The organism is Endozoicomonas sp. OPT23 (assembly GCF_009653635.1).
In the GTDB taxonomy this organism is placed as follows: domain Bacteria; phylum Pseudomonadota; class Gammaproteobacteria; order Pseudomonadales; family Endozoicomonadaceae; genus Endozoicomonas_A.
In genome coordinates this window covers 255,574-268,741 of sequence record NZ_PPFD01000005.1, presented here as the reverse complement: position 1 = coordinate 268,741, position 13,168 = coordinate 255,574, and the positions used below count along the sequence as shown (strand labels likewise).

Annotated in this window: 11 protein-coding genes; 1 reads left to right on the top strand and 10 read right to left on the bottom strand. The window is 48.9% G+C overall.

Annotated features, from left to right (window positions below; genetic code table 11):
• Positions 1-24: 24 nt before the first annotated feature.
• From EOPP23_RS12815 to EOPP23_RS12790, 6 genes are all read right to left on the bottom strand, one after another.
• Positions 25-390 carry a hypothetical protein gene (locus EOPP23_RS12815; RefSeq protein ID WP_153766385.1) on the bottom strand — a complete coding sequence of 122 codons (366 nt, stop codon included), beginning with the start codon at positions 388-390 and terminating at the stop codon, positions 25-27.
• A gap of 144 nt (positions 391-534) precedes the next feature.
• Positions 535-1,455, bottom strand: coding sequence for a hypothetical protein (locus EOPP23_RS12810; RefSeq protein ID WP_153766384.1), 921 nt, complete (start codon positions 1,453-1,455; stop codon positions 535-537).
• 149 nt (positions 1,456-1,604) lie between these two features.
• The gene (locus EOPP23_RS12805; protein ID WP_153766383.1) at positions 1,605-3,182 is read right to left on the bottom strand and encodes an AMP-binding protein; all 1,578 of its coding nucleotides are present in this window, start codon (positions 3,180-3,182) and stop codon (positions 1,605-1,607) included.
• A gap of 26 nt (positions 3,183-3,208) precedes the next feature.
• Positions 3,209-4,003, bottom strand: a complete 795-nt coding sequence (locus EOPP23_RS12800; RefSeq protein ID WP_153766382.1) for an enoyl-CoA hydratase-related protein — start codon at positions 4,001-4,003, stop codon at positions 3,209-3,211.
• 3 nt (positions 4,004-4,006) lie between these two features.
• Positions 4,007-4,825, bottom strand: a complete 819-nt coding sequence (locus tag EOPP23_RS12795) for an enoyl-CoA hydratase-related protein (protein WP_153766381.1) — start codon at positions 4,823-4,825, stop codon at positions 4,007-4,009.
• Positions 4,826-4,855: 30 nt separating this feature from the next.
• On the bottom strand, positions 4,856-6,502 hold the full coding sequence (locus EOPP23_RS12790) for an acyl-CoA synthetase (RefSeq protein WP_153766380.1): 1,647 nt from the start codon (positions 6,500-6,502) through the stop codon (positions 4,856-4,858).
• 302 nt (positions 6,503-6,804) lie between these two features.
• On the opposite strand from EOPP23_RS12790, the gene EOPP23_RS12785 reads away from it, so the two are divergent.
• Positions 6,805-8,487, top strand: a complete 1,683-nt coding sequence (locus tag EOPP23_RS12785) for a hypothetical protein (RefSeq protein WP_153766379.1) — start codon at positions 6,805-6,807, stop codon at positions 8,485-8,487.
• A gap of 101 nt (positions 8,488-8,588) precedes the next feature.
• Here the strand turns inward: EOPP23_RS12785 and EOPP23_RS12780 are convergent, their stop codons facing one another.
• The 4 genes from EOPP23_RS12780 to EOPP23_RS12765 all read right to left on the bottom strand — a co-directional run bounded on the left by EOPP23_RS12780 (position 8,589) and on the right by EOPP23_RS12765 (position 13,047).
• Entirely contained in the window at positions 8,589-9,770 is a 1,182-nt protein-coding gene (locus EOPP23_RS12780) for a thiolase domain-containing protein (RefSeq protein WP_153766378.1), read from the bottom strand.
• Complete coding sequence (locus tag EOPP23_RS12775; RefSeq protein WP_153766377.1) at positions 9,770-10,843, bottom strand: lipid-transfer protein; 1,074 nt, start codon at positions 10,841-10,843, stop codon at positions 9,770-9,772. Before EOPP23_RS12775 ends, EOPP23_RS12780 begins: the two co-directional genes overlap by 1 nt.
• Positions 10,836-11,849, bottom strand: coding sequence for a Zn-ribbon domain-containing OB-fold protein (locus tag EOPP23_RS12770; protein WP_153766376.1), 1,014 nt, complete (start codon positions 11,847-11,849; stop codon positions 10,836-10,838). Before EOPP23_RS12770 ends, EOPP23_RS12775 begins: the two co-directional genes overlap by 8 nt.
• 73 nt (positions 11,850-11,922) lie before the next feature.
• Positions 11,923-13,047 (bottom strand): CaiB/BaiF CoA-transferase family protein, encoded by a 1,125-nt coding sequence (locus tag EOPP23_RS12765; protein ID WP_153766375.1) that lies wholly within the window; start codon positions 13,045-13,047, stop codon positions 11,923-11,925.
• Positions 13,048-13,168 lie beyond the last annotated feature (121 nt).

The window sequence follows — 13,168 nt, the reverse complement described above, 5'->3', positions numbered from 1 at the left end:
TCAGAAACAATAATTGAATTCTAATTAATCGTTTTTCTTTGAACCTTCAATGGCTGGTTTGTCTGAATCTGTTTCTTCAGCTGAATGGTCACTATCATTTCCAGAGAAGCACAAGCGTCTAACTGCCATACACAGGCTCTGAACAAGACTTCCTGCGCCATGGAGTGCTCGCCAACCAAGGTTTAGCTGGCGGGCAGAATAAATTCGTACCTGCTGAGTAATTCTGTTGGTAATAAGGTAAGCCAGAGTTCGGTATAAGTATTCAGAGATGGCTTCACTCGATAAAGAGGCAAATACACCAAGATAAGGGGAAACCAGAACTGTCAGCATGCTTTGTTGCAGCGGTATAGAAAAGACCATGATGTTGTAGTTGTTTAGCGGTGATACCACACCTGCAATACTTACAATGGAAATGACCGGAGTTGTTTGTGAGTGCAGATTGTTAAAGTGCTGATTGATTTGGCTGGCAAGGGCGTTCAGGTTTCCGAGTAACTCGGTGTCACTACTTCCTGTACCAGGGGGAGCAATTGTAACTTACGTTTCTCCCACGGCTTGAATTGCTCCATGAACACTGCTGCGTAACAGAGCTGAAATAACTGATAGGTTGTTTAGAGTCAGATACCAGAGGCTGCTTTGCTGAACAGGTTGAGAAATAAGATGCTGCAGCAGTGAAGAAAAGACTGAGCTATTGCTGCTAAAGAATGAAGAAGACTCTGCAGGGAGAGCCAGTTGCTGAATAGATGACGCAGAATGATTTTCCAAATCGCCTGTAAGCTGCATAAGGACATAAGTAATGGCTTCTTCAAGGGCTTGAGTTTCACCTATCTGTGCATTATCAACTTCACTTAAAGCCATTTCTTCAAGAGATGCCTCGTTAAAACCTGGTTCATTTTGAAATTGCCCCCTTAAATTTTCTCTTGCCGCATTCAGTCTTTGTGTTCTGCTGCTTGCTAAATTTCTGCGCACACTTAGAAAGTCCCTGAACATCGAATGCAGGTTATTGAGTGTATCCAGACTTTCGCGCCAGCGATCAAGGTCTGCCTGAGTGATTCGTAGGGCTAATGCGTTGCTATGAGACGAGGGGTGACAATTTGGTACTGATTGATCTGCTGGTGTAATGGACATATCTCCCGAAATTAAAGGGCGGGAACCGGTTACACTCATACTTGGTAGAAAGGAGCTGTCGCCACCACAGGCACCTTCTGATTGTGGCTCAGTGGACGATAGATGCTGATGTGAAGAAAGCTGCTGCTGAATGGATGGCATACTTTCTTCAATGCCACTCCCCAGTGCTTCGAACTCACTGTCATAGCCAGTGTAACTGTCCATAAAGCCGCCGCTGCATGTGCAGCCAGCCTCGGTATTTCCACAGTAAACACAATTGGCTACAGCAAGAGAGGTCAATGTCAGCCAGAAAATAACAACCTGCAGTGTTTTTATAGATATCCTGATCATATTCACATTCAGCGATTTAATTTTATAGTAGGGACAGAATAGCTGAATCAGAATAAGTGAAAGGGAAATATAAAAATAATGAAATGTTTATGTACTGTGGTACTGCATAAGGAGCTTTTTGTTTTACCGCTCCTTATGCAGCAATGGTTTTATTGAACCGCTCTATCCTGTCCAACCCAATAAGGCGCACGTATGGCTTTCTTATCCGGCTTGCCAACAGGCGTCAGTGGAATAGCATCCACGTAATCAATACTCTTTGGTGTCTGCACAGAGCCTTTCGCTTCCTTAACCGTTGCCATCAATTCCTGAGACAGTTTGTCATCAGCTGTCACATCCGGACGAACAACAACCACTGCTTTGACTGATTCTCCCCAGCGATCATCCGGTACACCGACAACAGCGATCTGGGCAACTGCAGGGTGGGCGGACAGTACGTTTTCAACTTCTTTCGGGAAGACGTTAAAGCCGCCGGTAACAATCATATCCTTGGTGCGGTCAACGATGTAAAGGAAACCGTCTTCATCAAAACGACCTACGTCGCCGGTATGCAGCCAGCCACCAGCCATGGTTTCTTCAGTCTGCTCTGGCAGATTGTGATATCCGGCCATCACCATCGGTGAACGAACACAGATTTCACCCGGTTCACCTGCAGCAACAGGGTTCCCTTCATCATCAAGAAGTTCAAGCAGTACCCACGGTGAAGGGCGGCCACAGCTGCTCAGACGTTCCGGTTTGCTGAGGTCATGGTCTTCACGCTTGAGGTGAGCCAGTGTCATCGGTGCTTCGGATTGACCGTACACCTGATAGAAAACCTGTCCCCATTTTTCAATACCTTCAATCAGTCGTGCAGGACTCATCGGGCTGGCGCCGTAATAGAAGACTTCCATGGACGACATATCCACGGTTTCCGCTCTTGGATGATCCAGCAAAGAGTAAATCATCACCGGTACCATAAAAGTGGCGTTGATTTTGTATTCTTCAATGAAATCAAACACCAGATCCGGTGAGAAATAAGCAGGCGCAAAAATAGTACCCCCTCGTAACAAGGTTGGCACAAGGAAGGCCGCGCCAGCATGGGACAGAGGGGTTGCGATCAATATTCGCAGATCTTTGGGAAGGTCCCACTCGGTCATGATGTGGTGGGTCATGGTGGCAGCAGCACGATAAGGCTGAAGCACACCTTTTGGATTACCGGTGGTTCCGCCAGTGTAAACAATGGCATTGATGTCTTCCGGAGTGACATCGGGAGCGACCAGAGCTTCTGGCTGAAACTGGTCAGCTAAAGCAATGTAGTCTTCACCGACTTCGGTGTCACCAAAGGCCAGCAGATTCTTCAGGCTCGGAACCATCTCTTTTAGCTCTGCTGCACGTCCGTCGAATTGAGCCGGGTCGTATACCAGAGTTTCAATTTCAGCGTCGTTCATCACATAGGCGTGGTCGTCTTTTGAACCCATGGGGTGAAGAGTCGTACCACAGGCGCCGGCGATGCCCATGGCGCACATGTTAAACAGTACTTCCGGGCGGTTGCCGGTCAGAACGGCAATACGACCGCCAATACCAACGCCTTTGCTTTGCAAGGCCTGAACAAAGCGGCTGGTACCTTCACGCACTTGTTTGTAAGTGGCGATGGTGTCACCCAGATGCAGGCAGGGACGATCGTCGTAGCGGTTAAGACCCGTGATCATCAGATGAGGCATCAGGGGGAAATGGTTAATCGCATTGCTCATTCTGTTTTCCTTTTTTACTTCTTTTTTTATGCGGGCTCAGCTTCAGCAGTTTTGCGGAACTGGGCAAAATCCGGTTGCCGGCGTTCAAAAATAGCCGTGATGGCTTCCCTGTTTTCAGGGCTGCCCGCCAGACGAAGCATCTCTGATTTTTCATCTACAAGGGCTTGCCTCAAGGTTGCCAGGTTCGTTTTCTTAAGCAGAACTTTGGTTGCTACAAGAGAGCTGACTGGCCATTTGGCGAGCTCTTTTGCCTTGCTGGTGGCTTTATCAAAGAGTTGTTCGTCAGAGTAGATATCAGTGATCAGATCGAGCTGTCGTGCTCTGTCAGCATTGATCCATTCTGAGGACAGCATTATTTCTGAAGCTTTGCGCTGACCGACGATATTGGCCAGTTGCACACTGCTGGCCAGCTCAGGAACAAGTCCCAGGCTGGTGAAGGGGAATTTCATACGCAGGCTTTCGCCAACGTAAACAATATCGCAATGCAGCAGTATGGTGGCGCCACCGCCTACCGCTATACCTTTGGCAGCAGCAACCAGTGGTTTTTGAAATTCGATCAGGGCTTCGGCGCAGGCATCAAAGGGTTCAACACCATCTGCTGGTTCACTGTTACTGAAGTCACTGAGATCGGCACCAGAGCAGAAGGAGTCACCAGCGCCTTTTAAAAGAACGACGGCTACGCGCTTGTCTGTGTTGGCGTTACGAAGAATCTGATCGAACGCTGTCCACTGTTCACGATTAAAGGCATTTTTCTTGTCAGGGCGATTAAAAGTGACGGTAAGTACGCCGTCGTCCAGCTCCTGAAGAACAGTATTGCTCATTCTTTACTTCCCCTGAAAGACTGGTGGGCGCTTCTCCATAAAGGCTTTCATGCCTTCACGGGCGTCTGCGGATGACAGTACTGGCATAGCCAGTTCATCAGAGGCTTTCAGTGCCTGATCCATAGGCATGGATTCGTCGTGCTGACGCAGTGATTTCATCACGGCTTTTACCGCCAGAGGTCCGTTCTTACAGATCTTCTCTGCAATCTCCATGGCCTTATAAAGCGCTTCACCCTTACCCACCACATGGTTGACCAGCCCCCATTCCTGACACTTGTGAGCAGAAATGTGTTCACCCAGTAACAGCATTTCAGCGGCAAGGGCGTAAGGGATTTGGCGACGAAGTTTTACCGTTGAGCCTGACATGGGGTACAGACCACGAGCGACTTCAGTAACGCCAAAGATCGCATCTTCAGCGGCGATACGAATATCCGTGCCCTGCAGAATTTCAGTACCGCCAGCCAGCGCATAGCCTTCAACAGCCAGAATAATCGGCTTGTTGGGAATGTTCTCACGCAACAGTGATTGCCAGGGCAGATTAGGCACCTCTTTCATCAATGCCTGAATCTCTTCCTGACCTTCAGCACCACCTTCGGGCCCTGTGGATAAATCCATGCCAGCACAAAAGGTATCGCCATTGGCGGTCAATACAGCACAGAGCAGACTGTCGTCTTCTTCCAGCAGTCGCCAGGCTCGATAGAGCCCCACGACCATGGGTGAGTTAAAGGCATTCTTTTTTTCTGGGCGGTTCAGGGTAACAACCAGAACCCGTCCTTTCTGTTCGATAATGCAGTTTTTGGTGCTGATGGCTAATTCAGTCATGTTGTTTTCCTTAAAAAGAACTTTCCCTAATTAATCCACCAGGTATTCATTGCTCAGGGCCAGCTCTTTGGCCTGTTTATAGGCAGGCTTGCCACTAGGAGCTCTGGGCATATCGTCTACTATGTGCAGTTCACGGGGAATTTTGTAACCGGCAATATGCTTGCGGGCTTCATCCTGCAGCTCTGCCAGGGAAACATTATGTCCCTGTCGTTTGGTTATAACCGCTGTCACCTTGGCAGTGAAACGTTCATCTGGAGTATCTACTACCAGACAGTCGCTTACGGCCGGATGGTTTTTCAGCGCCTGCTCAACTTCTTCCGGGAATATTTTCTCACCACCGGAGTTGATGCAGTTGGAATCACGGCCGAAGATTGTGATTGAGTTATCATCTTCCAGTTTTGCGGCATCACCGGTCAGCAACCAGACTTTCCCTTTGCCTTCCACGTCAATAAAGGTTTTGGCTGTTTTAACAGGGTCGTTGTAATAGCCTCTGGGGATATAACCTGAGCGACCAAAAATACCGACTTCACCGGGCTTGGCGTAACGAGCCTGTTCCGGGGTATCGCCTTCGACGATAACATCCATAAAGGCATCTTTTTTAACGTTACCCAGAGTGCCTTCGGCTTTTTTGCTGCCGGTATCCATACCCATGGTGCCTGCTTCAGAAGAACCAAAAGCGTTAGACATGTGGACATTAGGGAAATGTTTCTTAAAGGCATCCTGCTTGGAGTAACTGAATACCGCACCACCGGAACCAATGAAGTACATGCTTGGAAAGTTCCAGCGATCTGGATTGGCATCAAGAGCATCCAGCAGAGGCGTTGCCATGGCATCACCGACAATGGACAGGTTGTTTACGCCTTCTTTCTCTACCAGATCCCAGATGGACTCAGCATCAAAGTACCGCTGAGGGTTCAGAACCAGAGTATTACCCGCCAGCAAGCTGATGCAGGCATGCCACCAGCAGGCGCCGTGCATCAGTGGTGCCAGAGGAATTACTTTCATTTCGTAGGGAGGCAATCGGTCTACAATATCTTCCGGCTTCTGGCATGGGCCTTTGTCCGGAGCATAGTGAGCTCCACCACCCATGGCGGCAAAGAAAACATTCTTATGGGGCCACATTACACCTTTTGGCATACCTGTTGTGCCTCCGGTGTAGAGAATAAACAGATCGTCGTCTGATCGTTCGTCAAAGTCTCTGACATCGGCCTGGCCTGCCATACACGCTTCGTAAGTTTGGCTGCCAATCAAAGAGGTGTCTTCACTGCTGCCGTCTTCCACAGAAATAAAGGTTCTCAGGGAAGAGATCTGACCTTTTATTTCATTAATATGTGGGGTGAATTCACGGTGGTGGATACAGGCGACAACCCTGGCATTGTCGAAAACATAGGCAAGTTCTTCGCCAACATACCGGAAGTTGATGTTGACGGGGACAGCCCGAATCTTGAAACAGGCCAGCATACCTTCCAGGTATTCGTTGCAGTTGTACATATAGAGGGCGACATGGTCGCCGGCTTTGACGCCCTGACTGGCCAGATAATGAGCCATCTGGTTGGCTCGTTTATCCAGATCGGAAAAGGTTACACGGGCATCACCACAGATAAGAGCTTCACGATTAGGGATCTCATCCACGACCATTTCAATCAGATCACAGATATTGAAGTGTTTTGCAGTCATTGATTCGCCTTGCTTTTCTTATTTTTATTGTTGAAATCCGGAAGCATCCCAGCTTCCTACAGCGACATCTATTTAGTGTTGCAAGTGTTACTTAGTGGCTGCCTGATAGGCTTCGTCCACTTGGATTATGTAATGTCAGGGATGTCGAACTTTTGACAAAAAAAATTCTGCAGCACAAACAGAGATCCTCTTTGTTGAAAAGCCGTCTTTAAATACGAATAACAGAATTTCGTTGGTTGCTAACCTTAACTGAATAGATCACTAAATTAACGGTCAGCAGTGGGCATGGAAGGGGACCGAGCGTGTATTCGGAAAATAATACAACCTACAGATTTTCTTTTGCGAGAAGTAAAGCTCATCGTGCTGCACAACTGGCGTATACGGCAGCGATAAGCTCTGGCACAGAAACGAGGGATGCCAGAAAGGCCGCTATCAGAGCCTTCTTTGGTCGTGAAGTAATTATTCCATCCACGGTTGTAACCGCAACGAATAGTGGTGACTTGAGGAGCAGGCTGGAAACGTATACTGAGAAGCGTGTTTTTAGTCGAGTCATAACCAAAGAAGGCTTTGACCCTTTTCGTAAGCGAGGGGAAGCTCAGAACTGCAGCCATCAGATTGTGATAAGGACATGGCCTTATCATTCATATACCGGTAATGCTGGGCATGTGAGTGTTTCAGTGAAAAGTGATCAAGATAGAAAGATGAACTCTTCTGGTCCAGACCAGGTATCACCCAAGAAAATGAATTTCAGTTGGTGGCCTCTTTTCGATAAAACCGTGAAAAGTAGAATTGCAAAGCGACTGGGTTATGTCAGGTGCACTTCTGAAGGAAGTTATAAGGACGATAAAATAGGGATGGTATCTGCTTCTACTGCTGCAAAATTATTGGTAGGTCATGGCGAGCTTGAACTTGCGAAGAGTATATTCGGACCCGGTGGCAGTGAAGGAAACAACGAAAAGTGGTTTATGAAAAGGGAAGTGGCTCCAATAACTGCAGCCAGGCCAAGACAGAAAAGATCCAGTGATCCTGAACAAAGCTGGGAGCTAATGGCAGACAAGGTTTACGTACCCGTGATGGGCGCAATAAAGAATATTAAGACAGATGAGAAAAAGATAAATATGTTTGGTCTCAATGAAACAAAAATGAGAGCTCATATACATAATTTAAGAAAAAAAGAGCGAGCAGGCGAAGTTTATTATCATGTAAAAGACCCTCGAAATAATTGTTCCGCCAGGGCTCTTGGGGTGATAAAGGCCGGTGGTGCTCAACACTATGTTAAAACCAGAAATTACCTGATCTGGTCAGACCCTAATCGTATACATAAAACAGCTATTAAATTGCAGGAAAGAATTGATGACCTTAATCATCAAGTAGCCGCTGCCGAGCATGATTTTTCGACCATAACAGGAGTTGGAGGCCAGAAAGTTGAGGTAGAAAGGATCGTAGATGGTGAGAATGTTCTCCAGGAGAAGGGCTGGGGTGACGAAAATGTCGATATTGACGATATAAGCATGCACCTGAGCAGATTGCCGCAGGATAAACAATCGCGAAAATTTAAAAAGTTAATAAAAGCAATATGCTGTCAAATGGATGAAATATATCAGCGAAGACTTGACGTAGACACGATTACGCCTCATGCGATCAAGTTGGTTGAATTGACAGGGGAGTTATGGAAAAACCTGAAGGATAATGGTGACAGACTGACATACTTCTTGCCTGTATATACAGCTCTTCAGATAGTTAAGAAAAGTTACGACGTTGATCCTTTTACCAAAGAAGAAATGACGGAGCATGTTCCTACCATTGTCGATGAAACTGTTGATGACAAGGGGGCCAAGCCTGAATCTAACGGTGATACTGTTGATACGGCAGAGAAGGAAACGAACTTGATTTCTGATTATGTAGAAAACGATGAAAATGAAGAACAGGCACAATCTGTCGTTCAATCGCAAGCAGCAAGACGTGGATGGTGGCCGTTCAGTTAATAAGATTTTCTTGCCCATTTACTTTACTCGGATAGCTATGAAAATCAGCTCTGGTTAGAGAAAACCAGTGCAGAACATCTGCTCTACACTGGCAGTCAGCTTTATGAAGGTTTCTCAGAACCCACTACCCACATGGAAAAGAACTGCGCCCCGCCACCATAAGCATGCCCCAGAGCTGTTTTAGCCCCCGGCACCTGATGATCACCACACAATCCACGCACCTGTTGAGCCGCTTCAGCAAAACGGATCATACCGGACGCACCAATCGGATTGGACGACAGCACACCACCAGACGGGTTCCACGGTGTATCACCGCCGTCGCGCAGTGATGTGACACCGTCCATAGTCAGCTTCCAACCTTCGCCTTCTTCGGCAAAGCCCAGGTTCTCCAGCCACATAGGTTCATACCAGGAGAAAGGTACATAAACCTCAGCCACATCAATCTGTTCGCGAGGGTTAGTAATACCGGCCTGCTTGTAAACGTCAGCCACACACATTCTACCTGCCAGAGGATTAACCTCCTCACGATCAGCGTACATGGTCGGCTCGGAGCGCATGGCGGTGCCCTTGATCCACGCTGGTGGCTTGGAAGCCTGATCAGCCAGCTCTTCATTGGCAATGATCATGGCACAGGCGCCATCGGAAGAGGGACAGGATTCCAGCATGCGCAGCGGATCCCACAGCATGGCAGATTCAGCAACTTCTTCTTCGGTAATGTTTGGCAGTTGCAGATGAGCCAGCGGGTTCATGGCACCGTGCAGACGATCCTTGGTAGCCACTCGAATACCGACATCTTTTGGAGCACCACTGCGACGCATATATTCACGAATGATCGGCGCGAAGTAACCACCGGCACCGGCATTCAGGTGCGGGTTAAACGGCTGTGGGTTAGACAGGGCCCACATGGCGTTGGACTCGGACTGTTTCTCAAAAGCAACGGTCAGAATCCGTTTAAACAAACCACTCTGGACGTACGATGCTGCGACAACCGCAGTAGAACCACCCACCGAACCCGCTGTATGAACCCGAAGCATTGGCTTGCCATTGCAACCCAGGGCATCGGTCAGATAGCTTTCCGGCATGATCACGCCTTCAAACATATCCGGTGCTTTGCCGACGATGACGGCGTCAATGTCGTCCCAGGTCAATTCGGCATCTTTTAAAGCATTAACAGCTGCTTCCCGAACCAGTCCGGCAATGGAAACGTCTGATCTTTTGGTCTGATAGTTAGTCTGGCCAACACCGACGACGGCTGCCAGCTCTGCCACTTTTGTTGATGACATTACGCTGCCTCCAGAACGGTAACCATGTTGTGTTGCAGACAAGGGCCGCTGGTTGCGTGAGCCACACCCAGTTTTGCCTCACCCCTGATAATGCGCTGAGCTATTTCACCGATGCAGTCCAGACCGGCCGCCATCATAACGTTGGCCGCAAGACAGCCACCGGATGGGTTAACCACCGTACTGTCCGCAAGACCCAGAGCCTTTTTGATAATGATTTCCTGATGGCTGAACGGTGTATGCAGTTCGGCAATGTCGACTTTCTTGCCATCAACAGCCAGTGCTTTAGCTGCAATTTCGGTGGATTCAGATACCGTCAGGTCTCGGGCACCCAGATTATGGGTTTCGATACGGTGATCCATGCCTTTAATCACGGCGTAAGGCAGTCCCCACTCTTTGGCTTTTTCGACAGTGCAGACGATCATTGCTGATGCGCCGTCAGACACTGGCGGGCAGTCGTGCTTTCTCAGAGGCGCAACATACTCTGGCTCAGCCAGTAGCTGTTCTACCGAGAAGTCACCGGACAGCTGCATACTGTCGTGAGACTTGGCATTGCTGCGTGAACGGCTGACGACTTCTGCCATTTTCTCCTCAGAGACAACACCGGCATCCAGGCAAGCCTGAGCCTGCATGGCGTTCATGCTGATGGCATCGAGCCAGAGCGGTGAGCAGTAATAAGGGTCCAGTTGTTGAGACATAACCTGTGGCAGCTGGCCTGGACTTGATTTGGCAAAGCCGTAAACCAGTGCAGAATTAGCAGCACCCATCTTGATTTTCAGCATGGATTCATAAAGTGCCCAGGCGGCATCCATCTCGACATGAGACTCTTTAATTGGCGGTACGGCGCCCAAGGCATCAACACCGGATACAAAGGCAAAAGCAGCGCCCTGCAGGTAGTCACAACTGCCGGAACAGGTGAAATCGATGTCCTGAACATTATTCAGTCCGGCATCGGCCATAACCTGTTGAATGACCGGCATGATCAATTCAATTTCGTTCTTGGCACCGACGTTACGTACAGCCTGTGTACGGGCATAGGCAACAACAGCCAGGTCTCTTGGTGAATGATTACTCATTGTTCTGGCCTCCGGTCAGTGGCTTGAGTCGTGCAATTTGCTCACGCGGTACATCCGGCTCATCAATAGGCTGGAAATGAGTGATGTTTTCCATGGCGATATCCCACTCTTCTTCAGGTTTCCACACCGCTTCCACTCGCATGCCTATGCGCACGTCGTCGTTATCACAACCGCTGACAATATGGATAAACGACTGATGGGTTTCATCCAGTACGATATTCGCAACAATGAATGGAGGCTTGATCGGATTGCCCGGAATTGGGATATGAACAATAGTGAATGACTCAATGGTTGCCTTGTCGCTCAAATTAACGCTTTCACTGGTAGCAACACCACAGGCTGCACAGGAGCCACGAGGTGGAACATAAACCGCACTGCACTCATCGCACTTACCACCGGTCAGCTGGCCTTTTTTGAGGTTGCTCAGGAAGGTAGACGTGGAAGCACCGGCCGTGAAGTTGTAATTAAGGTAAACCGGAGACTTGATGTCAGTGATAAGTCCGGCTTCCGTATCGACAGCAGGCTTTGCTTTCTTGCTGTCTGTTTCTGGTTCAAAACAGGCAATATCCGTAATCAGACCTTCTGTTTTATCGGCCCAGCGAACCTGTACCCGCATTCCGCTCTTAATGCTTTCACGGGGCGCATCAACCATGTGCATCATAGGTACATCACTGCCGTCGAGCTGAATCAGCGCAAAGGCGAAAGGCTTGTCCAGCAGGTGCTTTTCATGGGGTTCAGTGACCCAGGACCAGGTTTTGACGGTGCCGGTTTCAGCAACGTCAACAAAACTGGTCAGCTCTTCGGCAGTTTTTGGGTCATACTCCATCGGTGGAACATAAACCTTACCGTCACTGCCTTTGTTGCCGACCAGTTTACGGTCACGCAGACCGCTCAGAAAGCGACCGACTACTGGTCCGGTTGAGCGTGTGTAGGTGTAGCCCAGTGCGTAAGACTGGCTTAATACCTCTGGTGCCTTAGGAGAGTCCTGAGGTGAAGAGTTCGACATGAAAAGTGACCCCGTTCATTTTTGTTCTTGTTATGGTTCGTCAGCGGCGTACTACAAATGCCAAGTAAAATGCTTAACTGAAAGCACCGTCTTTTTTCAGTTTTTGTATCTTGTCGTCAGGAAAACCCCAGTCACTCAAGACAGCTTCAGTGTCTACACCAGCCTGTTTTGAACCGTGCTTAACCTCGGAAGGTGTACGGCTGAATCTTGGTGCTGGCGCTGGCTGTGTCATACCCTCAACGTCGATATATGTCTGTCGTGCGACATTGTGCGGGTGAGAAGGTGCTTCCAGGAAGTTCAGCACTGGCGCAAAGCAGACATCGCTGCCTTCCATAATGTCGCACCATTCTGACTGGGTTTTGGTTTTGAAAATGGTTTCCAGTTTCTCTTTGAACTCGTCCCACTTGCCCATATTGTGCTGGTCACTGAACACTGCTGGGTCAAGGTTGGCTTTCTCGATTAGCAGGCTGTAGAACTGGGGTTCAATGGAACCGATGGACACGTATTTGCCATCCTGGGTTTCATAGGTGTCGTAAAAGTGGGCGCCACCGTCGAGCATATTGTTGCCGCGCTGGGTGTTCCAGATACCCATGGCATGGAAGCTGTTAAAGGTTGCCATCAGAAGAGCTGAACCATCCGTCATGGCGGCATCCACTACCTGACCTTTACCGGTGTTTTGAGCTTCCAGCAGTCCAGCCAGAATACCTACGGCAAGAAACATGGCGCCACCGCCATAATCGCCGACAAGGTTCAGCGGAGGCACAGGCTTGTCATTCTTACGACCTGTGGCGTACAAAGAGCCGGTCAGAGAGATATAGTTGATATCATGGCCTGCAGCCTGCGACAGTGGTCCATCCTGGCCCCAACCGGTCATACGACCATAGACAATTTTCGGGTTACGTTTTTTACAGTCCTCAGGACCTACACCCAATCGTTCAGCAACACCCGGACGGTAACCTTCAAAGATCGCATCAGCACCTTCTACCAGATTAAGCAGGGTTTCGAGACCGTCTTTGCTTTTCAGGTTCAGTGCGATGGACTTCTTATTACGGCGGGTAACATCCGGTGTGGTATAGCTGGCACTGGCGCGTTCAACGACAATAACCTCCGCGCCCATATCTGCCAGCAGCATGCCACAGAAAGGACCAGGGCCTATGCCGGCCAGTTCGATGATTTTGAATCCTTTCAAGGGACCCATCAGATTTCTCCAATTATTATTGTTTTTTTTGGATTGTGCCTATGGCGGGAAGTGAGGGTTATGTTTTCCGCTCCACTGACCATCCATGGTCAGGAGTCGCTAGTCAGACCAGTCCCTGGTC